The organism is Methylosinus sp. R-45379, from assembly GCF_001644125.1.
Taxonomy (GTDB): domain Bacteria; phylum Pseudomonadota; class Alphaproteobacteria; order Rhizobiales; family Beijerinckiaceae; genus Methylosinus.
Window position 1 is genome coordinate 15,126 of sequence record NZ_LUUM01000259.1, and the last position, 25,176, is coordinate 40,301.

At 66.6% G+C, this 25,176-nt stretch carries 22 protein-coding genes and 1 pseudogene; 5 read left to right on the forward strand and 18 right to left on the reverse strand.

Translation table 11 applies throughout. The features are described 5' to 3' along the window. Positions 1 to 16: 16 nt before the first annotated feature. The 3 genes from A1351_RS14455 to A1351_RS14465 form a co-directional block, all read right to left on the reverse strand. Entirely contained in the window at positions 17 to 745 is a 729-nt protein-coding gene (locus A1351_RS14455) for a cytochrome c biogenesis CcdA family protein (protein WP_024879834.1), read from the reverse strand. Further along, positions 745 to 1,128 (reverse strand): thioredoxin family protein, encoded by a 384-nt coding sequence (locus tag A1351_RS14460; RefSeq protein WP_024879833.1) that lies wholly within the window; start codon positions 1,126 to 1,128, stop codon positions 745 to 747. The genes A1351_RS14455 and A1351_RS14460 overlap by 1 nt, the downstream gene beginning before the upstream one ends. A 107-nt stretch (positions 1,129 to 1,235) precedes the next feature. Beyond that, the gene (locus tag A1351_RS14465; protein WP_024879832.1) at positions 1,236 to 3,233 is read right to left on the reverse strand and encodes an SPFH domain-containing protein; all 1,998 of its coding nucleotides are present in this window, start codon (positions 3,231 to 3,233) and stop codon (positions 1,236 to 1,238) included. Positions 3,234 to 3,586: 353 nt separating this feature from the next. Here A1351_RS14465 and gltX point away from each other — a divergent pair, with 353 nt between their 5' ends. From gltX to A1351_RS14490, 5 genes are all read left to right on the forward strand, one after another. Further along, a complete protein-coding gene (gene gltX / locus A1351_RS14475; RefSeq protein WP_064033339.1) occupies positions 3,587 to 5,005 on the forward strand; it encodes a glutamate--tRNA ligase in 1,419 nt (472 codons plus the stop codon). A gap of 350 nt (positions 5,006 to 5,355) precedes the next feature. Continuing rightward, on the forward strand, positions 5,356 to 6,642 hold the full coding sequence (gene gltA / locus A1351_RS14480) for a citrate synthase (protein ID WP_024879829.1): 1,287 nt from the start codon (positions 5,356 to 5,358) through the stop codon (positions 6,640 to 6,642). 119 nt (positions 6,643 to 6,761) lie between these two features. Further along, complete coding sequence (locus tag A1351_RS14485; protein ID WP_064033340.1) at positions 6,762 to 7,406, forward strand: hypothetical protein; 645 nt, start codon at positions 6,762 to 6,764, stop codon at positions 7,404 to 7,406. Positions 7,407 to 7,473: 67 nt separating this feature from the next. Next, the gene (locus tag A1351_RS24795; RefSeq protein ID WP_157096318.1) at positions 7,474 to 7,617 is read left to right on the forward strand and encodes a hypothetical protein; all 144 of its coding nucleotides are present in this window, start codon (positions 7,474 to 7,476) and stop codon (positions 7,615 to 7,617) included. Between the two features lie 208 nt (positions 7,618 to 7,825). Beyond that, positions 7,826 to 9,334, forward strand: a complete 1,509-nt coding sequence (locus tag A1351_RS14490; protein WP_064033341.1) for a PAN/Apple domain-containing protein — start codon at positions 7,826 to 7,828, stop codon at positions 9,332 to 9,334. Positions 9,335 to 9,547: 213 nt separating this feature from the next. On the opposite strand, the gene lpxB is transcribed toward A1351_RS14490, so the two are convergent. From lpxB to A1351_RS25405, 15 genes and pseudogenes are all read right to left on the reverse strand, one after another. Continuing rightward, entirely contained in the window at positions 9,548 to 10,690 is a 1,143-nt protein-coding gene (gene lpxB / locus A1351_RS14495) for a lipid-A-disaccharide synthase (protein WP_083967340.1), read from the reverse strand. A 22-nt stretch (positions 10,691 to 10,712) separates the two neighbouring features. Beyond that, a complete protein-coding gene (gene lpxA / locus A1351_RS14500; protein WP_064033347.1) occupies positions 10,713 to 11,528 on the reverse strand; it encodes an acyl-ACP--UDP-N-acetylglucosamine O-acyltransferase in 816 nt (271 codons plus the stop codon). A 28-nt stretch (positions 11,529 to 11,556) separates the two neighbouring features. Beyond that, positions 11,557 to 12,018 (reverse strand): 3-hydroxyacyl-ACP dehydratase FabZ, encoded by a 462-nt coding sequence (fabZ, locus tag A1351_RS14505; RefSeq protein WP_024879824.1) that lies wholly within the window; start codon positions 12,016 to 12,018, stop codon positions 11,557 to 11,559. A 77-nt stretch (positions 12,019 to 12,095) separates the two neighbouring features. Then, entirely contained in the window at positions 12,096 to 13,139 is a 1,044-nt protein-coding gene (gene lpxD / locus A1351_RS14510) for a UDP-3-O-(3-hydroxymyristoyl)glucosamine N-acyltransferase (protein ID WP_064033343.1), read from the reverse strand. A 177-nt stretch (positions 13,140 to 13,316) separates the two neighbouring features. After that, positions 13,317 to 15,806: an outer membrane protein assembly factor BamA gene (gene bamA, locus A1351_RS14520; RefSeq protein ID WP_024879822.1), complete on the reverse strand. Its 2,490-nt coding sequence runs from the start codon at positions 15,804 to 15,806 to the stop codon at positions 13,317 to 13,319. A 351-nt stretch (positions 15,807 to 16,157) separates the two neighbouring features. Then, entirely contained in the window at positions 16,158 to 17,300 is a 1,143-nt protein-coding gene (gene rseP, locus A1351_RS14525) for an RIP metalloprotease RseP (protein WP_024879821.1), read from the reverse strand. 75 nt (positions 17,301 to 17,375) lie between these two features. Then, positions 17,376 to 18,620 carry a 1-deoxy-D-xylulose-5-phosphate reductoisomerase gene (gene dxr, locus A1351_RS14530; protein WP_024879820.1) on the reverse strand — a complete coding sequence of 415 codons (1,245 nt, stop codon included), beginning with the start codon at positions 18,618 to 18,620 and terminating at the stop codon, positions 17,376 to 17,378. A gap of 10 nt (positions 18,621 to 18,630) precedes the next feature. Then, positions 18,631 to 19,497, reverse strand: a complete 867-nt coding sequence (locus tag A1351_RS14535) for a CDP-archaeol synthase (protein ID WP_024879819.1) — start codon at positions 19,495 to 19,497, stop codon at positions 18,631 to 18,633. Further along, positions 19,494 to 20,273, reverse strand: a complete 780-nt coding sequence (locus A1351_RS14540; RefSeq protein WP_024879818.1) for an isoprenyl transferase — start codon at positions 20,271 to 20,273, stop codon at positions 19,494 to 19,496. Before A1351_RS14540 ends, A1351_RS14535 begins: the two co-directional genes overlap by 4 nt. Positions 20,274 to 20,346: 73 nt before the next feature. Next, positions 20,347 to 20,907 carry a ribosome recycling factor gene (frr, locus tag A1351_RS14545; protein ID WP_024879817.1) on the reverse strand — a complete coding sequence of 187 codons (561 nt, stop codon included), beginning with the start codon at positions 20,905 to 20,907 and terminating at the stop codon, positions 20,347 to 20,349. Between the two features lie 133 nt (positions 20,908 to 21,040). After that, positions 21,041 to 21,769: a UMP kinase gene (pyrH, locus tag A1351_RS14550; RefSeq protein WP_024879816.1), complete on the reverse strand. Its 729-nt coding sequence runs from the start codon at positions 21,767 to 21,769 to the stop codon at positions 21,041 to 21,043. A gap of 95 nt (positions 21,770 to 21,864) precedes the next feature. After that, a complete protein-coding gene (locus A1351_RS14555) occupies positions 21,865 to 23,148 on the reverse strand; it encodes a glycosyltransferase (protein WP_024879815.1) in 1,284 nt (427 codons plus the stop codon). Further along, positions 23,145 to 23,483 (reverse strand): hypothetical protein, encoded by a 339-nt coding sequence (locus A1351_RS14560; RefSeq protein WP_024879814.1) that lies wholly within the window; start codon positions 23,481 to 23,483, stop codon positions 23,145 to 23,147. Before A1351_RS14560 ends, A1351_RS14555 begins: the two co-directional genes overlap by 4 nt. 66 nt (positions 23,484 to 23,549) lie before the next feature. Then, complete coding sequence (gene hpnA / locus A1351_RS14565) at positions 23,550 to 24,590, reverse strand: hopanoid-associated sugar epimerase (protein ID WP_348625816.1); 1,041 nt, start codon at positions 24,588 to 24,590, stop codon at positions 23,550 to 23,552. Between the two features lie 209 nt (positions 24,591 to 24,799). After that, positions 24,800 to 25,176: pseudogene (locus tag A1351_RS25405) on the reverse strand (hypothetical protein); the annotation flags it as partial.

Genomic DNA, 25,176 nt, shown 5'->3' on the forward strand with positions numbered 1-25,176 from the left:
GCGAGCGCCGCGACGATCAAAAACGCGTCGTCAGGCCGGTCAGCCATTCCGGCGAGGCGGCGACGAGGGCCGCCTCCAGCGGCTTGTCGAGCCCGGTGGCGATCATGAGGCCGATGGAGGCGAGCGTTGCGCCGAGCGCGCCCTTGCCCCATTTGCCGCCGACGAGCAGCGAATTCCGCAACCGCATGGTCAGCCCCCGCGAGACGGAGCCGAGCGCGACCAGAGGCAGGCCGGCGCCGAGCCCGAAGAACGCCATCACCAGCCCGACCTGGCCGAGGTTTTGGCCCTGCGCCGCGAGCAGCGAGGCGGCGCCCAGAGTCGGCCCGGCGCAGGGGCTCCACACCGCGCCGAGCAGCAGGCCGAGCGCCAATTGGCCGCGCAGCCCATGGGTCGAGAAGCCGGAGAAGCGCCGCTCGATCCAATCGGCGAGCGGCCCGCCGGCGGCGGCGATCCTGACTTGCAGCGCCGGCGCCGCCAGCAGCACGCCCAGCGCCACCATCAGCAGCGCCGCGCCGAAGCGCAGACTATCGCCGTCTATCCCCGCCCCGAAGCCGATGAGCGCGAGAAACAGGCCGATGGCGACGAATGAGGAGGCGACGCCGAGCGCCAGCGCCGCCGGCCCGAGCTTGTGCTCGGAGGCCGCGGCGCCGAGAATGATCGGCAGCAGCGGCAGCACGCAGGGCGAGAGCGTGGAAAACAGCCCCGCCAGAAAGGCGAGGCTCGCTCCCGCGAGATCGACCGTCATCACAGCGCCTTGTCGAGCAGCGCTCCAATCGAAGAGGCGCTGGTGTCGCCGACCGAGCGGCCGGTCTCGCTCTTCCCCTTGAAGACGATGAGCGTGCTCTGCGTCGTCGCGCGGAAGCTGCGCAGCGCGTCCTTCTGGCTGTCGAAATCGACCTCGAACACCTGCAGCGTTCCGAATTTGGGATCTTTGCCGAGCTTCTCGAGGATCGGCTGCTGCGCCTTGCAGGTGGGACACCAGGGCGCGTGAATCTCGACGAGGATCGGCTTGCCGGCCGTTTGCGCCGCCTCGAAGCCTTGCGGCGTGAAAGCGTGCTTCTCGGCGGCGAAAAGCGGCGTGGCGAGAAGCGCGACGGAACAAAACGCGGCGGCGAAGCGCAGTTTCATGGGTGAAATCCTCTGTTGTTCAGGGTCCGCGAAGGCCCGGGAGAAACGGGCGGCGACGCCACGGCCGCCGCCCGCTCACGGTCTATACGCGAGCGCATTCCCCGATGTTACGCCGGGGGAAGCCCCTTTCGCGCCTCTCCCTTCTCGGCGACCAGCATGGCGAGCAGCATTTCGACGAGCCCGCCGCCATTGGCCCGGCCGTCGCCGCCGCCGACGACAATGCCGGGAACGAGCGGCAGCTTGCCATTCTCGATCGCCTCGGCGAAGCGCAGCAGCACGGTCGAGTTGAGCTGATACTCTGGCCCGCCATAGGCGGCGACCTGCTTTTCCGTCGCCTCCGCTTGGGCGAGGCCGACGGCCTTGATCTTCTCGGCGTCGGCAAAGCCGATGGCGCGAATGCGATCCGCCTCGCCCTGCCCTTCGACGCGGGCGCGCTCGGCGTTGGCTTTCGCCGTCACCTGGATCGTCTCCGCCTCCTGCCGCGTCTGCGCGAGGCGCGCCTTGCCTTCGTTCTCGCGCAATTGAATGGCGAGCGACGACGCCGTGATATTGGCCTGCTGCTCGGCGAGCGCCTGCTTCTCGCGCAGGCTGCGCTCCTGCGCCGCGGCGGCCTCCTGCAGCCGATAGGTCTCCACCTTCTCGACCGCGATCTGCCGCTCGCGCAGCTGCGCCAATATCGACTCGATCGCCGACGATCCGCGCTCCTTGTCGGCGCGCGGCGTGCCGATCAGCACCTCCTGCAGATCGAGACTATAGGCGGCGAATTTGGCGCGCATCTCCTCGCTGGAGCGGCTCTGAATGTCGCTGCGCTCCTGCAGCAATTGGATGAGCGTCTTGGTCTGGCCTATATTTTTGAAATAGGCCGAGACCATCGGATCGAGCGTCTGCTCGACGAGCCGCTTGACGTCGCCGAAGCGCTGCACCACCAGCGGCGCTTTCATATAGTCGATATGGACGACGACGGAGAGCGGCATCAAAGGCTCGAAAGCGTCCTTGGTGATGAGCGCGATCTCCGAGAGATTTTCGTCGAGACGATGCGGGCCGGTCGATTCGGCCGTCCATTTCAGGACGAAATTCGTCGTCGGCACGGCGATGACTTTTCCGGCGTAAGTGTTGAAGGCGTATTTGCCGGGCAGCAGCGGCTTGCTCCACACGCCACGACAGCCTGGCGCGACCAATTCGCCATGGCGATAATCGTCGCCCGAAATATCGACGCCGCTCGCGCCCGTATAGGACACGACGACGCCGACCGTGCCGACGTCGACGATCGTCTTCGAAACCAGTTCCACCGTCGCGAACAGGCGATTGACGTAATAGCTGCCGTCGACGAGCACCTGATGCTGACGCCCGCGAAAGCCGCCGGCGCGCAAAAAGGCTTCAGGATTCTGGAAATTATTGTGAAAGCACGGATCGGAGGCCTCGCCGCCGACGGAAGGCGCGATGATCTCGCCCTCGCGCAGCGCCGGACCGTCATGCACGGTGACGACGCCGAGCACGTCCTGCTCGTCCTTGATGACGATAGGCTCGAAGCCGTGGCGCGCGCCGATGATCGCCGCCGTGCGCGCGAACAGCTCATTGTCATTGGGCGACAGCGCCACCGCGTAATTGCGCGCCGCCGTCAGCACGACGAATTGCGCGAGATTGATGGCGTAGACGCCCTCGCGCAAAATCTTGCGCTGCGGCCCCTTCTGCCCGCCCTGCACGAGAAAGCCGCGCACATCCTCGAAATCGGAGGCTTTTTCATTCGACGCAAGCGTCTGCTCCGGCGCGAGCGCGGCGCCGTCGCGCGCATAGACATAGCCGATCTGTCCCTGCGGAATGGAGACCAGCGGCACGCGATGCACGCGATATTGGAAGGGCACGAAGAAATGAAAGCCGCCGCGCAACGCATCGGGCTGAAAGCCCGCCTCGCCTTTGAGCGCGATGAAGCCTTCGCTGACCGAGCCGCGAAAGCTCCACAGCTTCTCCAAAACGCCGAGCCGATCGTTCGGAATATAGCGAACGGCGCCGCCGACGAGCGCGAGAAGCAGCAGAAATCCGACCGCTCCGGCGACGAGAAGGCTCGTCTGCCAGAACGGCGTCAGAGGATAATCGAGGGGAAACATCTCATTTGCTCATGGTTGAGCGGAATGCGCGGTTCAAAGCCTTTTCTCCCAGGCGCATTCCGCCGGGAGCATGCGGCGCCGCGCCTTCGGCGCAGCCGCGGATCATGCGGCGCGAGATGTGGGGCGCGGGCGGAAGAGTTGCAAGGAGCATTGAAGGTCGCCGACAGGTGAAGGCGCTCTCAAATATTTGATATAGCCGAAGATAAAAATCGACATCGCCATCTTGCGAGCCCATTGCGCCATCAGTCGGACGCCGAGGCCAGGGAGCCTCCGTCCCCCCGCAGTTCCCCCCTGGCCCACACCGTGCTAGACGGGCCTCCACTCTAAATTCTCAGGAATCGTCAGCCGCGCTCATGTCTCAGGTCGTCACGCGCTTCGCCCCCTCTCCCACCGGCTTCCTCCATATCGGCGGCGCGCGCACGGCGCTGTTCAATTGGCTCTACGCCAAGCGTCACGGCGGGCGCTTCCTGCTGCGCATTGAAGACACCGACCGCGAGCGCTCCACCCAGGGCGCCATAGACGCCATTCTCGACGGCATGCGCTGGCTGGGCCTCGATTGGGACGGCGACGTCACCTATCAATTCGCGCGCGCGCCGCGCCATCGCGAGATCGCCGAGGAGCTGCTCGCCAAGGGCAAGGCCTATCGCTGCTACGCCAGCGCGCAGGAGCTGGAGGAGATGCGCGAGAGGGCGCGCGCCGAGGGTCGTCCGCCGCGCTATGACGGACGCTGGCGTGATCGTGATCCGTCCGAGGCGCCGGCGGGCGTCGCGCCGGTCATTCGGCTGAAGACTCCGCAGGACGGCGAGACGGTGATCGAGGACGCCGTGCAGGGCCGCGTCGTGTTTCCGAACAAGGATATCGACGATTTCGTGCTGCTGCGCTCCGATGGCGCGCCGACCTATATGCTCGCCGTCGTCGTCGACGATCACGATATGGGCGTCACGCAGATCATCCGCGGCGACGATCACCTCACCAACGCCGCGCGGCAAAAGCACATCTATGAGGCGCTCGGCTGGGAGACGCCCAAGCTCGCCCATATTCCGCTCATTCACGGGCCGGACGGCGCCAAGCTGTCGAAGCGCCATGGCGCGCTCGGCGTCGACGCCTATCGCGGCATGGGCTATCTGCCGACGGCGCTGCGGAACTATCTCCTGCGCCTCGGCTGGAGCCAGGGCGACCGCGAGTTCTTCACGACGCCGGAGATGATCGAGGCTTTCGATCTCGAGAGCATTCATCGCTCGCCGGCGCGCTTCGATTTCGTGAAGCTCGAGAATATGAACGGCCATTATCTGCGCAGCAGCGAGGATTCCGAGCTGCTCGAGGCGCTGATCGCGACGCTGCCCTATCTCGAGGGCGGCGCGGCGCTCGCCGCCAAGCTCGACGACAAGCGCAAGGCGCAGCTCGCCGCGGCCATGCCCGGCCTCAAGGCGCGCGCCAAGACGCTCAACGAGCTGGTCGACGGCTCGGGCTTCCTCTTCGCCGAGCGGCCGCTGACACTGGACGCCAAGGCCGCCGCGCTGCTGTCGCCGGCGGCGAAGGCGCATCTCGCCGCGCTGACGGAAAAGCTCGCCGCGCTGGAGGAATGGAGCGCCGCTGCGACCGAGAATATCGTGCGCGAGACGGCCGCGGCGCAGGGCGTCAAGCTAGGCAATCTGGCGCAGCCGCTTCGCGCCGCGCTCACCGGGCGCACCACCTCGCCCGGCATTTTCGACGTGCTGGCCATCCTCGGCAAGGAGGAGAGCCTCGGCCGACTGCGCGACCAGGCGGCGTAACTCGCTTGAACCGCAGGCGCGGGATGCTATAGTTTGTGCAACGCACAAGAGCTCCTCTGCTCGACCATATGCGCCGCATTGCCTCTCCCCGCCCGCTGCGCATGCGCCGCAACGGCGCGGCGACCGACGCAATTCCGCCGCCCATTCGCAGGAGGGTTTGAATTTAAAGCGATTTACGTTTGATCGAGCGGGCGCGGCGGCCCATGGGCGCAGGAGCGCCCGCGCTCGGACGTTTTCGCTGGCGAGGTCGAGCCGCGGGGGAAAGCGCGGCTCGGGCGTGGCGTAAAAAATGCTGCGGCGCTTCGCCGAAGCGCCGCGAAATTACACGGATAACGCGAGAAGGTGGGGCCATGACGAAAAAAGAAGCGTCCTTTCACACCGGCGAGAAAACCGTGAGCCTGCCGATCATGGAGGGAACGATCGGCCCCAGCGTCGCCGATATTCGCAAGCTCTACGGCGATACGGGCATGTTCACCTATGACCCGGGCTTCACCTCCACGGCGAGCTGCGAGTCGAAGATTACTTATATCGACGGCGATGAGGGCGTTCTCCTCTATCGCGGCTATCCGATCGACCAGCTCGCCGAGCACGGAGACTTTCTCGAGACCTGCTATCTGCTGCTCTATGGCGAGCTGCCGACGGCGACGCAAAAGGCCGATTTCGACTATCGCATCACGCGCCACACAATGGTGCATGAGCAGATGGCGCGCTTCTTCCAGGGCTTCCGCCGCGACGCGCATCCAATGGCGGTGATGGTGGCGTCGGTGGGCGCGCTCTCGGCCTTCTATCACGACTCGACCAATATCGCCGATCCGGTCGAGCGCATGGTCGCCTCGACGCGCATGATCGCGAAGCTGCCGACGCTCGCGGCCATGGCCTATAAATATTCAATCGGCCAGCCCTTCGTCTATCCGAAGAACGACCTCGACTATACGTCGAACTTCCTGCGCATGTGCTTCGCCGTTCCTTGCGAGGAATATAAGGTCAATCCGGTGATGTCGCGGGCGCTCGACCGCTTCTTCATGCTGCATGCCGATCACGAGCAGAACGCCTCCACCTCCACCGTGCGTCTCGCCGGCTCGTCCGGCGCCAATCCTTTCGCTTGCGTCGCGGCCGGCATCGCCTCGCTGTGGGGTCCGGCGCATGGCGGCGCCAACGAGGCGGTGCTGAAGATGCTCGCCGAGATCGGCACGCCGGACCGCATTCCGATCTATATCGCCAAGGCGAAGGACAAGAACGACCCGTTCCGCCTGATGGGTTTCGGCCATCGCGTCTACAAGAACTACGATCCGCGCGCCAAGATCATGCAGCGCACGACGCGCGAGGTGCTGGCCGAGCTCGGCGTGAAGGACGATCTGCTCGATGTGGCGATCGAGCTGGAGCGCATCGCTCTGCACGACGAATATTTCATCGAGAAGAAGCTCTATCCGAACATCGACTTCTATTCCGGCATCACGCTGAAGGCGATGGGCCTGCCGACCACAATGTTCACCGTGCTCTTCGCGGTGGCGCGCACGGTCGGCTGGATCGCGCAGTGGAAAGAGATGATCGAGGATCCGGGCTCCAAGATCGGCCGTCCGCGCCAGCTCTACACGGGCGAGAAGCAGCGCGACTATCTGCCCATGTCCAAGCGCTGATATCATCTACTCCGCGGCCTTCGCGTCCAGGATGCGAAGGCCGAAACGTCTTGTGCGCTCACGCACAGCTTTCCGGCTCCGCTCCCGCCATTGTCTCCTCACCAAACGAGGAGGCGGAAATGATCGAGACGGGGTCCTATGAATTGCTCTCTTTCGAGGAGGCGCGCCAGAAGCTGCGCTTCGATCGCGAGATCAGCCTCGGCCTCTTCGATCTCTCCTCTTTCCGCATCGCCTATTGCGCGGGCGATTTCGCCTATGTCGGCGACATAGAGCTCTATCAATGGATGTGGTGCGACAAGATCGCGGGGCTCGTCGTCGATGGCGATATGACGATCGACGGCGATCTCATGGATAATTCCTTCGACGGCTCGGCGGCCTTCGTGCTGGCGCGCGGCAATCTCAGAGCGCGCACGGTCACGCTCGGCGGCGCCGAGGTGGTGGTGCGCGGCGATCTGCGCGTGGAAGGCGCGGTCTTCAACAGCTCGAGCGCCGGCCGCTGCGAGATCGGCGGCTCGCTCTATGCGAGCCATCTCGTCACCGACGATCATGCGACCGTCGTCGCCGGTCGCACGCCCGCGCTCTCTTTCGCGCTCGGCTATGTCGATCCCACGATGAGCGAGAAGCTGCGCGTCGCCGAGTCCTATCTCGACATATTGACCCCGGAGGCGGCGACGGAATTCGATGCGCGCAGCCGCGCGGGCTCGGAGATCGTCGTTCGCATCGTCTCCGCCATTCGCTCCGGCCGCGCCGTCCTGCGCGCGTGATCATCGAGCTGCCGGCGCCGGCTTTTCCGTAAGTTGCACGGGAACGAGCGCGCGACTCGAAATTGACATGTTCGTCGCCGCCAATGGCGACGTTCGCCTCTCGATTCACGCAATCATTTTTCGCCCTGCGCGTGCTTTTGGTCACTGCGTTTCAATCATCGATTTCAGCCCCGGCGAATCGCAGAATCGCATCTTGCGCGATTCGCCATGATCGGATCATTCGTCATGAGCGAAACGCCCCCGCCCCGCGCGCGGCAAAATCCCCCGTGTCCCAAGGGACCGGCCGTGAACTCCGTCGTCGCCGCCGCGACGACGGCGCATGATTTGGACGAGCGCTGCAAATCCGTATTAGAAACCGAACGTGATCGAACGACCGCGCAGCGGCCGAGAGCACGAAGCGGGAGACGACGATGGGGGCTGTGAACGATTTGGCGCGGCGCGAGGCGAGCGCCCCCGACGCGCGACGTTCATGGGACGAGGTCGAGGCGCAATATCACGAGGAATGCGCGACGATGCTGCGCGACGCGCGCCGGCATTACGAGCAGCGCGCCGCGCGTGAGCAGACGACGATCGACAATGTGCTCGCCGCTTTCGCCCGCGATTTCGACGCCTGGCTCGATCGCGAGAGGCGCGGAATTTCCACGCCCAAGCCGAACCTCTCCACACTGTTCGAGATCTGGCTGGAGCGCGGCGCGCGGCGGCTGGAGCCGCCGAGCCCGCCGAGCGAAAGCTCCGAAGCCGATGCGCGATCGCAGGAGCTGGAGCAGCGCCTCGACGAAGGCGCCCGCCATATCCAGGAATTGGAGCAGCGCCTCGCCGAGGCTCAACGACGCGCCGCGCAAAGGGCGGCGGAGACGGCGGCCGCTCTCGCCGCCGCGCCTCCGGCGCCACGCCGCCGCGGGCGCGCCCTTCTCGTCACAGCGCTCGTCCTTTTCGCCGCCATCATCGGCGCGGCGCAATGGGCGCGGCGATCGGCGGCGACGCCGCCCGAGCTGCGCGCGGCGCTCGCGCATCTGGACGCCTCCGCGAGCGAGCTGGAAATGCGCGCCCGCGCGGCGCTCGGCGACCTCGCGGCGAGCCGGGCGCGCGAGGAGGCGCTCGCGGCGCTGCTGCGCGAGGACAAGTCCTATGTGATCGCGCGCGCGATCGCCGCCGATCCTGAGCTCGCGCGCGCCAAGATCGACGCGGTCGAGCGCTTTCCGATCGAACGGAATCGTTCGATCGATCAGAGTTCGCTCCAACGAAAGAATGCGAGAGAACCATCCGATCCAGCCGGCTCGGATGGTTCTCTAGCGCCGAGCAGCCCGGCGCCTGTCGTGCGAGCGCCGTCCGAGCCGCCGGCGAAAGAGCCGATCGCCGCTTTGCCGCAAAATGCGCCGCAAGCCGAAGTCTCGGAAGCCGCAGCGCTCACGCCGGAGGAGGAGCCCGAGCGGCTTCCGTCCGCCGTCATCGGCCTGCAAAAGCCCGCCGCTTTTCGCGGCTTCGACAATCGCGACCTCGTGGGGCCGACGCTCGCCACTTTGCGCAAGCTCGATCAGCCCGCCTGCGTCGCCGCCTGCCGCGGCCGCGCCGATTGCCGGGCCTATTCCTTCGATCGCTGGAATCGCATCTGCCGCCTCAAATCCGCGGCCGTCGCTTTCACGCTCAATCCGCGCATGACCAGCGGCTTACGCGAGGATATGCGCCTCCCACGCGCGCCCTCCGGCGCGCTCGCCATGGAGCGCTACCCCTCCAAGGCCTTCCCCGGCGCCGGCTATAAGACGGCGTCCGTCGAAGGTCCGGAGGCCTGCGAGGCCGCCTGCCGCGAAGAAGACGCCTGCGTCGCTTTCACTTTCCGTCTCGACGAGAGCGCCTGTCATTTGTTCACGTCGACGGGAGAGTATTTTTCCAATGAGCTGGCCGACAGCGGCGGCAAGCGTCAGGAATAGCTCGAGACGGCGTTATTCGCTCCCGAAAGAGCAGGACGAGACGGTTACGACGAGGCTCTACTCGCGAACTTTGCGCGATCTATCCCAAATGGGGGATGCAGCGGCGGCGGAGCGGAGCTAATGCTCGAGCGTTGTTGCTGGTCGATACGTTTTACATATTGCGGGGAGGTCACGCGTCCGGAAGCGCGGCCTCCCCTATTTTATTTGCGCCGCTCAGCCGTGCGCCCGTCCGTCCATCCATGCGAGCACGCGCTCAGCGGCGCGCGCGCTCGGGCTGCGCCCATCCGCCAGCATACGCTCGCGCACGCGTGCAAGACCGCTCGATTGCGCCGCGCGCTCGGCGCCGCCGCGCAGAAGCGGCTCCAGCGCCGCCGCGAGCGCCATGGGCTCCGCGCCTTGCTGCAGAAATTCGGGAATGAGCCGCTCGCCGAGCACCAGATTGGGCAGCACGATGCTGTCGACGCTGATGAGCACGCGCAGCGGCCATTCGATCGGCGCGACCTTATAGGCGACGACCATGGGAACGCCGGCGAGCGCCAGCTCCAAGGTCGCCGCGCCCGAGGCGACCAGCGCCGCGCGCGCCCGGCGGAAAGCCGCCGGCTTCTCCTCCTGCGAAAGGAGCCGCGGCCGCAGCGGCCAGCCGGCGAGGCGCGCTTCGATTTCTTCCGCGACATGCGGCACGACGGGCAGGCCGACGTCCAGCGGCCCACAACGCGCGGCGAGCATCGCCAATGTTTCGCCGAAAGCCGGCATGAGCCGCGCGACCTCGGCGCGGCGCGAGCCCGGCAGGACCAGCAGCAGGGGCCTCTCCCCCTCGCGCGCCGCCAGCTCGGCGGCGGATGGCGTGAACGCCTCGAGGCAATCGAGCAGCGGATGGCCGACATGGACGCAGGCCGGGCCGCCGAGCCGCCGATGCGCCGCCGGCTCGAAAGGCAGCACAGCGAGCACCTCATCGACATAGGCGCGCATGGCCCTCGCCCGTCCCGGCCGCCAGGCCCAGACGGTCGGGCTCACATAATCGAGGATCGGCAGCTCGGGCCGCGCGCGCCGCACCCGCCGCGCGACGCGATGAGTGAAGTCCGGCGCATCGATGAGCACGAGGCAATCGGGCTGCGCCTCCACGACCGCGCGCGCTGTTCGCTCTATGCGCTCGAGCAGCCTGGGCAGGAGGCGCAGCACAGGAACCAGGCCCATGACGGCGATATCGCCGAGCGGGAACAGGCTCGCGAGCCCTTCGCGCGCCATCGCCTCGCCGCCGACGCCGGAAAAGCGAATGTCCGGCTGCTGGGCGCGCAGCGCGCGCATCAGCAGCGCGCCGAGGAGATCGCCGGAGGCTTCCCCGGCAATGAGAAACACATGGCCCGGCCTTGCCACCGCCCTAGCCCCGCGCCGGGCGCGGCGCGCAGAGCGGCCGCTCCCGCTCGGCCCGCAAAAAGGCGATCAGCGCCTCCACATCCTCGGCGCCGGCGAAATCCCGAGCGACGGTTTCGACGCGCGCGGCCAGCACCTCCGCGCCCGTCTCCTGCGGGAACAAACAGCGAAATGCCTCGCGCAATATGGCGAGGCGGGCGTCGGAAAAACCGCGCCGGCGCAGGCCGACGAGATTGAGGCCGAACAAATGCGCGCGATTGCCGCCCGCGAGACCATAGGGAATGAGATCGCCCTCGAGGCCCGAGAGGCCGGCGACAAAACTATGCGCTCCGATGCGCACGCGCTGATGCACGACCGTCGCGCCGCCGATCGCCGCATGATCGCCGATGCGGACATGGCCGCCGAGCAGCACATTATTGGAGAGCGCGACGCCATCGCCGATCGCGCAATCATGGCCGACATGGGAATAGGCGAGAAAGGCGCAATCGTCGCCGATGCGCGTCTCGCCGCCGCCCGCTGGCGTTCCGGCGTTGATGGTGACGCCCTCGCGCGCGAGGCAGCCGCGGCCGATGACGAGCGCCCCCGGCAGGCCGCGGGATTTCAAATCCTGCGCGGCGGCGCCGAGCGCGGCGAAAGGGTGGATTTCCGCATCCGGGCCGATGCGCGTGCGCCCAGCCAAAACCACATGCGAGAGGAGGCGCGCCCCGGCGCCGAGCTCGACCTCGCCGCCGATATGGCAGAATGGCCCGATGACGACGCCCTCGCCGAGGCGCGCGCCGGCCTCGACGACAGCGGAAGGATGGATGCGCGCGCTCGATGTCATGAGGCCCATCCGGGCGATGCGGCGGCGCTCAGGCGCCGATCATCACGCTCAGCTCCGCCTCGCAGACCAGCGCGCCATCCACCAGCGCCCGGCAGGCGTACCAATAAATGTTGCGCTTGCGGGCCTTTTTGACGACATGGAACTCGAGACGGTCGCCGGGCGTCACCGGACGGCGAAATTTCGCTTTGTCGATCGTCGTGAAGAAGACCTTGCGAGTCGAGCCCTTCGGCTGCATGCGAGCAGCGATGGCGCCCGCCGTCTGCGCCATGGCCTCCACCATCAGCACGCCCGGAAACACCGGATTCTCGGGGAAATGGCCCTGAAACTGAGGCTCGTTGAAAGTGACGTTCTTCAGGCCGACGCCGCTCTCGTCGCCGCGAATATCGATGATGCGATCGACGAGCAGAAACGGATAACGGTGCGGCAGCAGCTCCAAAATCTGATGGACGCCGAGGGTTTCCGGCGCGTCGGCCGTTGTTTCTTCACTCATTTTCTTTTCTCCCCTCCGGGTCCGGGCGTCTCTCTCCCGCCGGCCCGTCTCTCATTCCTCCGGCGTCTGGCGCCGGTTTACCTCGCCTCGCGGCGGGATTGACGATCGAGCAGAAGCTCGCCACGCAAATGGCGCCGCACGGGACGCGCCGGCGCGCCGCTCCAGCGCGCGCCGGCCGGCACGTCGCGGGTCACGCCGGATTTGGCGGCGATCTGCGCGCCCTCGCCGATGGTGATATGGCCGCCGATCGCCGATTGGCCGCCCAGGGCGACGAAGTCGCCGAGCTCGCAGGAGCCGGCAAGTCCCGATTGCGCGACGATGACGCAGCCGCGGCCGATCACCACGTTGTGGCCGATCTGGACCAGATTGTCGATCTTCGTCCCTTCCCCGATGATGGTGTCGCGCGTCGCGCCCCGGTCGATCGTCGTATTGGCGCCGATCTCCACATCGTCCTGCACGATGACGCGGCCGATCTGCGGCGCCTTCACATGCCCCTCCGGCGAAAGCGCGAAGCCGAAGCCATCCTGGCCGAGCCGCGCCCCCGGATGAAGGATGACGCGGTCGCCGATGAGCGCGCAAATGACGCTGACATTGGCGCCGATGGAGCAGTCGCGCCCGATGCGCACATCCGGGCCGATCACCGCCTGCGGGCCGATCACGCTGCCCGAGCCGATCTCCGCGCGCGGGCCGATGACGGCGCCGGGGTCGACCGAGACGCCCGGCTCCAGCCGCGCCGTCGGGTGGATGATCGCGCCGGGCGAGACGCCGCTCGCCGAGAATAGCGACTGCGGCCGCAGCGCATCGGGAAACAGCCGCGCCATGACTCTCGCCATGGCTTTGTGCGGCTCGGACGTCACCAGCGGAATGACGCCGCTCGGCAGTGAGTCGAGATCGCGCGCGCGCAGCAGGCAGGCCGTGGCGCGGCAGAGGCGCAGCGCCAGCGCATAGCGTCTGCGATCATAGAAGGCGAGCTCGCCCGGACGCGCCAGATCGAGCGGTGCGACGCCGACAATGATTTCCTGCACGCCCGATCCGGCCTCGTGAAGACGCGCGCCCGCGATCTCGGCGACCTCCGCCGGCGTCAGCGGCCGGTCGAGGCGGAAAAACCCGGCGGCGCCCATGCCTCGCTCCTCCCCGTCGCGCCCGGCCGCGGCCGGGACGAAAAACGCAAGGAGAACGCCGGCCGGCCCGAGGCCATTCCGGCGTCCTCGACGAAAACGATCCCCGAGCAGCGGGTCTCGCCGCTCGGGGATCGCAAATTCTAGTCGCTGTGTCGGTCGCGCGCCAGCGCGACGCGTTTAGAAATTAGTGCCGCCGGAGAAGCGGAAGCGCTGCGTAATGTCGCCATAGGCCTTGGACAGCACGACCGCATAGTCGAAGCGGATCGGCCCGAGCGGCGACTGCCACAGCGCCGAGGCGCCGACCGAGGAGCGGATCTGCGCCTTGTCACCCGAGACGGTGATGCAAGAGCCCTGGCCATAGGTGGGGGCAGTGTAGGGATAGACGCAGGGCAGGTTGGCGACGCCATACAAAGAATCGCTGAAGTTGGTCTGGCCTTTGTAGCCCCACAGCGTGCCGGCGTCGGCGAACAGCGCGCCGCGCAGGCCGATGTCCTTCGGCAGCCCCCAGATCGGGAACTGCACCTCGAGCGAGCCGCCGATATAATTGCTGCCGCCGAGCGAGTTGCCGCGCGAGCTGGTCCAATTGGAAATATCGCGCGGGCCGAGGCCGCCGGGCGCGAAGCCGCGCACCAACGTCGGGCCGAGATTGAAATTGTCCATCACTCGCATCTTATAGTCGCCGAGCGCGAACATATTGCCGCCCTGCACGCGCGCGATGCCGACCACATCGTCCACGAAAGGAATCTCGTGGAAATAGCGCAGATCGCCCGTCGTGCGCACGTAGCGGCTGTCCCCGCCGAGGCCGGCGATGTCCTGCGACAGCTGCGAGTGGATGCCGTTCTTCGGATTACGGAAGTTATCCAGCGAATTATAGGCCAGCGTGTAGCCGACGAGCGAGGTCAGACGTGTTCCAACCGATTCCTTGATGGCCAGCGAGGCCTCGCCATTGGACTGACAATTGTAGAGAATGCTGAGATCGGCCTGCGTCGGCGCGTAGATATACCCATATCCCGGCGTATAGCCCGGCAGCGGCACCTGACAGTCGTTGTAGGGCCGGTTGCTGTCGTTGGGGATGGAGATGGTCGTGGTGTAGATCGAATAGCGCGGCGAAAGGCTGACCTCGTCGGTGATCGGAATGCCGAAGCGCAGCGTGCCGCCGATCGAGGTCGTGCTGTAGTAGGAGTAATTATAGGCGTCCGACTTCTTTGCGAAGAGATCGAAGCCCGCCGAGAATCGCTGATCGAGGAAGTAAGGCTCGGTGAAGCTGAAGGACACGCCGCGGGCGCGCTGGCCGGCCTGCACCGAGAGGCGCGTCGCCTGGCCGCGGCCGAGGAAGTTGCTCTCCGACACGGAAACTTCGCCGATGAAGCCTTCCGTCGTCGAATAGCCGCCCGACACGCCGAAATTGCCGGTCGCCTGATCCTCGACGTCCACATTCACGACAACGCGATCGGCAGCCGAGCCCGGCTCGTTGGTGACGCGGACCTTCTTGAAGAAGCCGAGGCCGTTGAGACGACGTTCGGCGCGATCGATCAGCACGCGATTATAGGCGTCGCCCTCGCCGATCTCGAACTCGCGGCGAATGACGTAATCGCGCGTGCGCGTGTTGCCGCGAATATTGATGCGCTCGATATAGACGCGCGGACCCTCGTCGACGACGAAGCGGATCGCCACCGTCTGAGCGGCGGGATTGCGCTCGCCGCGCGGGCGCGCCTGCGAGAAGGCGTAGCCCTTCTTGGCGATCTCGCGCGTCAGCGATTCGACCGTCTTCTCCACCGCGTCGCCATTATAGACGTCGCCGGGCGAGAGACGCAGATAGGGCTGCAGAGAAGCCGGATCGATATCGGGCAGATGCGATTCGACGTCGACATTGGAGACGCGATACTGCGGCCCCTCCTCGACGACGACCGTGATGACATAGCCGCCCTGGGCCGGATCGAACACGGCGTCGGAGCTGACGACATGGAAGTCGGCGTAACCATTCTTCAGATAGAAGCGGCGCACCAATTCGAGGTCGGAGGCGATGCGGTCGGGGTCGTAGACGTCGCTCGTCTTGATGAACGACAGGAAGTTCATCTCCGTCGTTTCCATCAGATCGACGAGCCGCCCGGTCGAGTAGACGGTGTTGCCGACGAATTTGATGTCCTTGACGCCGGTCTTGTCGCCCTCCTCCACCGTGAACACCACATCGATGCGGCCATTGGGCAGCTGCACGGTGCGATAGGTGATCTTGGCGGCGGCGCGGCCCGAGCGCTTGTAGATCTCGAGCAGGCGCGCAATGTCCTGCTGCACGACGGTCTGATTGAAGGAGCCATGCGCGCGCGTGCGCACTTCCGAGGTCAGCGTGTCGGTCTTGACCTTGCTGTTGCCCTCGAAGACGACGCGATTGATGAGATTGGTCTCCGACACGTGGATGACCACGCGTCCCTTCTCGTGGGTGGCGCTCACATTGGCGAAGCGGCCGCTGTTGCGCAGCGCTTCGAGCCCCTTCTCGACCTCCTCCGGGCTGGTGCCGGAGAAATAGGAGCGGATCACGTCGGAATCGCCGCGGGCGTTGCCGACGACGACGATATCCTGAGCAAAAGAAGGAAGAGAGAAGCCGAGGACCGCCGATACCACGGCTGCCAAGAGATAGGAACGATTCCGAAAAGCCTCGATGGACCGCATTGTCAATCCTAAGTCCTCGTCGCGCCGTCGCCCGCCGAAAGCGGCGCGGCTCACGAACTGGGACAACGCACGCACGCTACCGCACGCCGTCCGATCCGATGTTCACCTTCTACAAGGTTTACCGTTTACTGCAAATGCCGAACGCCACGAGTTTCCCCGTTTTGCCCGGCCCGTTGCCGCGAAGCCACTTTTTATGGTCAGCGTCGCGTTAACGTCGGGAACCCGCGGCGCAGGCCGCGAGTCCCATGAGCGATCCTCCCCAGAATGATGGCGAAAAGCGGTCATAACCGCCGGTCTCGACCAATTCGCCCCGAATTTCAGTGGGGAGAAAAGGACGAGACACGAAGCTGGTCAGTCGACCCCTGCGCCGGTGAAGCGGCGCAGCAACCTGGCGAGGTCATTATAGGTGGAGAACACCATCAAGGTGCACACCATGGCGAGCCCGACTCGGAACGCGTATTCTTGCGTACGTTCCGCGAGCGCGCGGCCGCGCGCGGCCTCGATCAGATAAAAGAGCAGATGTCCGCCGTCGAGGAGCGGCACCGGCGCAAGATTGAGCAGGCCGATCGAGATCGACAGGATCGCGATGAGATTGAACAGCGGGCCGACGCCCACTTTGTCGATCGCCTTGGCCATTTGGCCGGAGACCTGCGCAATGCCGATCGGGCCGGACAATTGGTCGGTCGCCTCGCGGCCGACGACGAGGCCGCCGAGATAGGAGGCGGTCCGCCCGATGATCGTCCAGGTCTCATTGACCGCGAGGACGAAGGACTGGCCGACGTCGAAGCGCTCCTCGCGCTGGTCGGCGGGGTCCGAGCTCGCCTGCAGGCCGATCATGCCGATCTTGGTCTTGCCGAGCGCGGTCTCGATCTCCCGCAATTGCGGGGTCGCCTGCAGCGACACATCCTCGCCGGCGCGGCGGACGACGATGCTGAGCGGCTTGCCGGTGGAGGCGGAGACGATCTCCTGCATCTTGCCGAAACTGTCGATCGGCTCGCCGTCTATGGTGAGGACGAGATCGCCCTTCTGGAAGCCGGCCTGCTCGGCGGCGCCGCCCGCCTGGACGGCGGCGACCTTGGGCAGCAGGACATTGCGGCCGAAGGAGGCGTAGAGAAGCGTGAAGATGACGATCGCCAGCACGAAATTGGCGAGCGGCCCGGCCACCACGATCGCGGCGCGTTTCCACACCGGCTGGCCGAAGAAAGTGACCTTGCGCTCCTCCTCCGGCATCGCTTCGATGCGCTCGGGATCGGGCACGCTGGCGCCATTGGCGTCGCCGTGGAACTTCACATAGCCGCCGAGCGGAATCGCCGCCACGCGCCAGCGCGTGCCATAGCGATCGTGGAAGGCCCAGAGCTCTGGCCCGAAGCCGATCGAGAAAGCGTCGATCTTGACCCCGCACCAGCGGCCGACGAGGAAATGGCCGAGCTCGTGGAAGAAGACCACCATCGTCAGCACAAAGACGAAGGGGACGACATAGATGAGGATCGTCATGAGCAAGTCCAGCAAAGCGATACTCCTGGCAAACGCTACTCACCAAGAGTCCGCCACGCGGCCTCGCCCTCTTGGTTACTGAAGCGTTAACATGCCCGAAGCCTGGTTCATCGCCAAGGCGCCGCGCGATCTTTCTCTCACAATATGGTCAATATCGAGGGCGTCCTCAACGGTGGAGGGCTCACGCGCCGTGCCGTCCTTGAGCGCGGCCTCCAAAGCTTTCTCGACCTCACGGGCGATTCCGGAGAAGCCGATGCGGCCGGAAAGGAACGCCTCGACAGCGATCTCATTGGCGGCGTTGAGCACCGTGGGCAGGCCCCCGCCCTCGCGCAGCGCGTCGAGCGCGAGGGCGAGCGCCGGAAAACGCCCGAGATCGGGCTTCTCGAAAGTGAGCGCGCCGAGGGCGACGAGATCGAGCCGCGGCGCAGGCGTCTCGATTCGCTCGGGATAGGCGAGGCAATGAGCGATCGGCACGCGCATGTCCGGGCGGGCGAGCCCGGCCGTGACCGAGCCGTCGGAAAAGCTGACGAGCCCATGCACGATGGATTGCGGATGCACGATGACGTCGAGCTTTTCCGCCGGCACGGCGAAAATATGATGCGCCTCGATCAGCTCGAGGCCTTTGTTCATCAGGCTCGCCGAATCGATCGTGTTCTTCGGCCCCATCGCCCAATTGGGATGATTGAGCGCCTGCTCCACCGTCGCGGCCTCGATCGCTTCCCTGGTCCAGGTGCGGAACGGGCCGCCGGAGGCGGTGATGGTCATTTTCTCGATTCGCGAGACGTCCTCGCCGCCGAGCGCCTGGAAAATGGCGTTGTGCTCGCTGTCGATGGGCAGCAGCCTGGCCTTTTTGTCATGCGCCGTGCGCATGAAGGGCGCGCCGGCGCAAACGAGGCACTCCTTATTGGCGAGGGCGACGACGCGGCCGAGCGTGAGCGCCGCATGGGTCGGCTCGACGCCGGCGGCGCCGACGATGGCCGAGACCACGAGATCGGCCTCGCGCGTCGCGGCCTCGATCACGGCCTCGCGTCCGGCGGCGACCTGAATATTGGTGCCGGAGAGCGCCTCTTTCAGCGCCGCATAGGCGTCCTCGTCGCGGATGGCGACGAATTCGGCCTTCAACGCCAGCGCGGTCCGCGCCAGGGCGGCATGGTCGCGCCCGCCGGCGATCGCCGCGACGGAATAGCCTTCCGGGTCGCGCATCAGCAGATCGACGGTGGAGCGCCCGATCGACCCGGTCGCGCCGAGCAGCGCGATTCGCTTCGGCGGCCGCCCGCGCGACCGTGTCCCGAGCTGCTCCGATCCTGTCCCTGTCGTCATGTGACGCCGCCTACCAGATGAAAATGCCGGCGGCCAGGGACTCCTGACCGCGCAAACCGCCGAGCATGGCCGCGAAGGCGCTGGCGAAGATGAAGCCGTCGACGCGATCCATCACGCCGCCATGGCCGGGGATGAGCCGGCTCGAATCCTTCACGCCGAAACGGCGCTTGATCCAGGATTCGAAGAGATCCCCCGCCTGCGCCAGCGCCGCCGCGACAATGCCGACGAAAAACAACGGCAGGGTCGCCGCCGCGCTCCAGCGGCTGAGATAGACGACGCCGACTCCGGCGAGCGCGCCGCTGGCGAGGCCGACCAGCGTTCCCGACCAGGTCTTGCCGGGCGAGACGCGCGGCCACAGCTTCGGCCCGCCGATCAGCCTTCCGCCGAAATAGGCCATCACATCGGTGCCCCAGACGACGGCGAACAGCCAGGCGATGGAGATGGCGCCGAAATCCGGAGAATGGCGCAGCACATTGGTGGAAACGATCAGCGAGCCCGCGTAGAGGAGCCCGGCCGGAGCCCACAGCCTGCGCCCTGGCCCCGCCAGCATCGAGAGAATCGCCGAGAAGAAGACGAGCGAGGCCAGCGCGGCCGGGCCGGCTCCATGGGCGGCGAAGGCCGTCGCTCCGGCGAGCGAGGCGCCGCCGAGCGCGAAGCGCGCGAGCGCCATCTTGCCGCCGACGATGCTCTGCCACTCCCAGGAGACGGCGAAGCCGGCGAGCAGCCAGAACAGCGCGAAGGCGTCGCCGCCGACATAGAGCGCGACAACCGCGGTCGCGATCAGCGCCGCCGCCGAGCCGATGCGGGGGCCGAGATCGGAGAATTGCCCGCCCTTCGCGCCGGCTTTGGCGGCGGGCGGCTCGGAAGGCTCGCTCATGAAGCGGTCTTCGCTCTGCGATCGACCGGCGCAAGGCCGCCGAACCGCCGATCACGCTGCGCATATTCGTCGATCGCAGCCTCGAAATCCGCCCGGCTGAAGTCCGGCCAATGGACAGGCACGAACAGCAATTCCGCATAGGCGGCCTGCCACAGCATGAAATTGGACAGGCGCTGCTCGCCGCTGGTGCGGATGATGAGGTCCGGATCGGGCATGTCCGCTGTGTCGAGGCGCCGGGCGATCGCCTCGGCGTCTACGTCCTGCGGGCGCAGCCGACCGGCGGCGACCTCCTCGGCGAGCGCGCGCGCCGCCGCGGCGATCTCCTGCCGCGCGCCATAATTGAAGGCGACGACGAGGGTGAGGCCGGTGTTGGCGGCGGTCGTCTGCTCGGCCTCGCGCAAGAGCGCGGCGATCTCGGCCGCGAGATCCTCGCGCGCGCCGATGACCTTCACGCGGACATTATTGCCCTGCAGCTCGGCGAGATCATTGCGGATGAATCGATGCAGCAGCGCGAGCAGGCTCTGCACCTCCTCGGGCGGACGCGACCAATTTTCCACAGAAAAGGAATAGACCGTCAGATAATCCACTCCGAGCTCGATCGCCGCGCGCACTGTCTTGCGCAGGGCGTCGACGCCACGCCTGTGACCCTCGAATCGCGGCAGGCCTCGCGCGGCCGCCCAGCGACCGTTGCCGTCCATGATCAAAGCGACATGACGCGGCGCGGATCTCGGCGCCAAGGCCGGCGCTCCCAGCTCCAATATTCCACCGTCTCCCATTTTTTTTGTTCCGCGCCATACTCGAGAGCTCGAACCGGACCGGCCGGCGTCTCGTGAAAATCGAAAAGACAAATCAAACTTGCATGATCTCTTTTTCTTTTTGCGCGAGAATGGTGTCGATCTCGCGCACCGACTCGTCGGTCGCCTTCTGCGCCTCGGCCTCGTGACGCTTGGCGTCATCCTCGGGCAGAGCGTGGTCTTTCAGCAGCTTCTTCAATGTGTCGAGGCCGTCGCGGCGCACATGCCGGACGGAGACGCGCGCATCCTCGGCATATTTATGCGCGATCTTGACCAGCTCCTTGCGGCGCTGCTCGTTGAGCTCGGGCGTGCGAATGCGCAGCACCTGACCCTCGATCGTCGGCGAGAGGCCGAGATTCGAATCGCGAATCGCCTTGTCGACGGCGCCGACGAGGCCCTTGTCCCACACCTGCACGGCCAGCATGCGCGATTCCGGCACGCTGATCGTCGCCACTTGGTTGAGCGGCGTCGCCTGGCCATAGGCCTCGACGTGAATCGGCTCCAGCAGGCTCGCCGAAGCGCGTCCGGTGCGAAGCCCGCCGAGCTCGTGCTTGAGGGTCGCCAGCGCGCCCTGCATGCGGCGTTTCAGTTCGGGCAGATCGAAAGTCTGAGCCATAGGAAACTTTGCCTATTCGTGAAGTTCTGTCGGTTCGAACGAGCGGGCCGCGCCGGCTCAGGGGTCAGAGCGTTTCATAGAACATAATCCGCCGAGGCGGAAATCACCGGCCGCATTCCGAGCGCGTCGTCCTCTAAGGAACGACATGGGTGGCCCGCCCTCGTCCTTCCAGCACCGCGCGGATCGCGCCCGCCTCGGCGATGGAGAAGACGATTATGGGAATCTTGTTCTCGCGAGCAAGAGCGAAGGCGGCGGTGTCCATCACGGCGAGGTTTTTGGCGATGGCCTCGTCATGGGTCAGCTGCTCATAGCGCCGCGCCGAAGGGTCGCGCTTGGGATCGGCGGTGTAGACGCCATCGACCTGAGTCGCCTTCAGCACGGCGTCGGCCGAGAGCTCTGCGGCGCGCACCACGGCGGGGGTGTCGGTGGTGAAGAAAGGCAGGCCCGTGCCGCCGGCGGCGATGACGACGCGGCCCTTGGCGAGATGATGCAGCGCCGCGCGCCGCGAATAGGATTCGAGGAGCGAGGGCATGGGCACGGCCGAGAGCGCGCGCGCCTGGCGGCCCTGCGCCTCTATCGCCTGCTCGAGCGCGAGCCCGTTCATCACCGTCGCCAGCATGCCGATCGAATCGGCGCGGGCGCGCTCTATGCCCTTGTCGGCGCCTTGAATGCCGCGAAAGAAATTGCCGCCGCCGACGACGACCGCGATCTGCGCGCCGAGCGCGGCGGAAGCGGCGAGATCCTTGGCGATGCGCTCCAATGTCGGCGCATGCAGCCCGTGCGGGGCGTCGCCCATCAGCGCCTCGCCCGAGAGCTTGACGACGACCCGCTTCCATTTCGGCGGGCTCGAAGGGTCCGTCATCGACGCCTCTCTTTCGCTGGTGGGCCTTTGTTCGACCTTAATAGGAAACCGCCGCCGCTCCGGCAAGGCGCGCCGCGCCGCGGGAGCGGCGGCGCTCACAAAGCGCGGAGGAATTCGTCGATCGTCTCGAAAAAAGAAGCCGCATCGCGGCGCGGGAATCCCTTGATTCGACGCGAGGCCGCGGCGCGGCGCGGAGAATCGGGGGCGCTATAGTCGAGAATGGCGTCGCGCCAGCCGAGACCGTCGAGCGGATCGATATAATCGAGCGTATCGTCGGCGATCTCGCGAAACGTCTCTATGTCAGAGGCGATGATCGGCGCGCCGCAAGCGGCGGCCTCGGCGATGGGCAGGCCGAATCCTTCCGCGAAAGAGGGCGCGAGCGCGGCCCTCGCGCCGGCGAGCAGAGCCCGCAACGCCGGCGTCGACAGGCCTGAGACCTCGATCACATGCGGCCGCAGCGCCGTGCAGCGCTCCAGCATGTCGAGCACATTCTCATTGTGCCAGCCGCGCTTGCCGACGAGGACGAGCTTGGGCGTCGCCTCCCCGTCGCGCTCGGCGAGCTCGCGCCAGACATTGAGCAGCAGCATGTGATTCTTGCGCGGCTCGATCGTCCCGCAGAGCACGAAATAAGTCTTATCAGCGAGGCGCGAATCGACGGCCGCCTTCGTCTCGAAGGCGGGAGCGACCGGCAGTCCGGCGAGGCAGATCGGCAGATCGGCCCTGCCCTGGCCGCGTGCGAAATCGGCGACGCGGCGCCCGACCGCCTGCGAGCCGACGACGACGCCCGCCGCAAGCCGCGAGATATTGCCCATGGCGACGCGATGCTTGTCGCGCTCCGCCGGGCGAAAAAGCTCCGGCGCCTCGAGCGGCAGCAGATCATGCACGAAGAACACGGGCTTCACGTCCGGCCGGGACTCGAGCCAGCGCAAATGCCAATTCTTGTCGACCGGGAACTGGCTGGCGTTCACATAGATGGCGTCCCTCGGCGCTTCGGAGGGGGGCCGGCCAAGGCGAAAGGCCCAGCGGCGCATGGCGCGCCAGTTTTCCGGGACGACGCCCCATCCGCGCCGCCGAATCCGCGCCGCACCGAGCTGGCCGGAAGGCGCTTCGCCGAGCGCCGCGACGAGCCGCTCGAACACCGCGTCCTCGCGCGGATCGAGAAACTCGTTCCAATAGGTCTCTATGTCGGTGAGCGTCTGCAGCGCCTCTTTCGCGGAGGCGAGCCGCGGCCCCAGCGCCGCAGTGGCCAGCGCAACGCTGTCGCCGGCGGCGAGAAAATGCCGCGCCAGCGCGAAATCGACCCGATCTATCCCATTGGGCGTCGGATTGAGCGCGCGCGTGACGAGTCGCGTGACGTCATAGACCACGGGCCGCGTCATTTGCGGCACCGCTCGCCCCGCTCGCGGCATCGCCAATGGTCGATAATGTCGTTGGATTCCCGAATCACGCGCTCGCTCTCCTTGGCGAGACATTCGCGATAATGGAACACCGAGGCGATATAGGCCTGGACCTCTGCCCCGCAGGCTTCGGCCGGCTGGCCGGACATGAAGACGCAGGGGGGCGACCCCGGCTGCACGCAGAGATTGAAGCCAGGAGCCGCCTGCGGGAAAGCCGCCTCGGGAAATAAGAGCGCCGCCGCCGATGCAGCGAGACGCATGAGGAACAGCACGCGCCGTCCCGCTCCGCGCGCGGGCGGACGCCGATCGATGATCATCCGACGCTCGTCATGAAAACTGCCACGCGCGGAGAATTGCCCCGTCGCGCGGCCGCGCGCAAGCGCCTATTCGCCGGGCGCTCCACCCGGCGCGCGGCGGGCGCCGGACGGCGCCTCGCGCGTCTCGGCGGCGCGCGCGCCGAACCATTCGACCGCATCGGCGAGCGCATGGCGATAGGGACGCGAACGATAGCCGAGCTCGCGGCGCGCCTTCGAATCGTCGAAGAACATGGTCGTCGCCGAGAGGCGCAGGCTCTCGACATTGAGGAAAGGCTCACGGCCTGTGAGGCGCGCCAACGCCTCATTGGCGTGAGCGAGCGGCAGCAGCGGCCAGCGCGGCAGACGCATGCGCGGCGGACGGCCGCCGATGAGAGTCGCCACCTCGGCGAGCAGCTCGGAGAGCTCCACATTCTCGCCGCCGAGAATATAGCGCTCGCCGATTCGCCCCTGGCGCAGAGCGGCGAGATGGCCGACGGCGACATCGGCGACATGCACCACGGCGAGGCCGGTGTCGACATAGGCCGGCATATTGCCGCGCATCGCCTCGAGGACGATGCGGCCGGTCGGCGTCGGGCGGACGTCGCCTGGGCCGAGCGGCGCGGAGGGATTTACTATAATGGCCGGCAGCTGCAGCCGCTCCACCATATCCTCGACGAGCCGCTCAGATAGGAGCTTGCTGCGCTTATAAGCGCCGAGCCGGTCGCAGACCGCGAGCCGACGCGTCTCGTCGCAGAGGCCGGAGGCGTCGGGCGCGAGCGTCGCGACGCTGCTCGTATGAACGATTCGCTCGACGCCGGCGCGCAGAGCCTCCTCCATGACGATGCGCGTTCCGTCGAGATTGGTGCGCATGACGACGCGGGGATCGGGCGCCCAGAGGCGATAGTCGGCGGCGACATGGAAGAGATAGCGCACGCCCGTGAGCGCGGCGCGCAGGCTCTCGCGGTCGGTCACATCGCCTTCGAAAATCTCATATTGCGGGCGGAGATTGGCGCGCGGGCTGGTCGGCCGGACGAAAGCGCGCACGCGAAAGCCCTGCTCGTGCAGCAGGGCGGCGACGGCCCCTCCGATGAAACCGCTCGCGCCGGTGACGAGGGCGATATCACGCATGTCGCTCGTCATAGCCAAAACGTCGATAGGCTCCATTGCGCCGGCGCCGGAGGCGCCGCTCTCACGACGCATTTGGGGCGCGAGTCCGCCAAAGCAAGCCCCGCCGCAAGCTCTCGCTCGCGCCGCAGGTCGTCACCCCGGCAAAGGTCGTCGCCTTGGAAAATCTGATGCGCCGTCAAAACCGAGCCTGCCGTCCTGTTCCGTCGCCTTTAGCCGGCCGAGGCGCTGGGAAGCTCGCGCGCGGGCTCGGCCGCAGCCGGCTCGGCCGCGGAGCGGCGCGTCGGCAGGCGGTGGATGGTCGCCGATTCATGGTCGTCGTCGCGGTCCATCCGCGACAGATCCTGACGCACCATCAGGACGAACAATGCGAAGGCGATGGCCGACATCGTTCCGATGGTCACATCGAGAATGGAGAAGCGCCACAGCCGCGCCTCCACCACCTGCGGGCCGAGCCAGCAGGCGAAGAGGCTCCAGGCCGCGACGAGAATGCGGAACTCCGTCGCGCCCATGCCGCCATAGGACAGGCGATGCACGCCCGCCGTTGCCACGCGCAGATAGGTGTAGGAACTCATCAGCAGATAGAGCG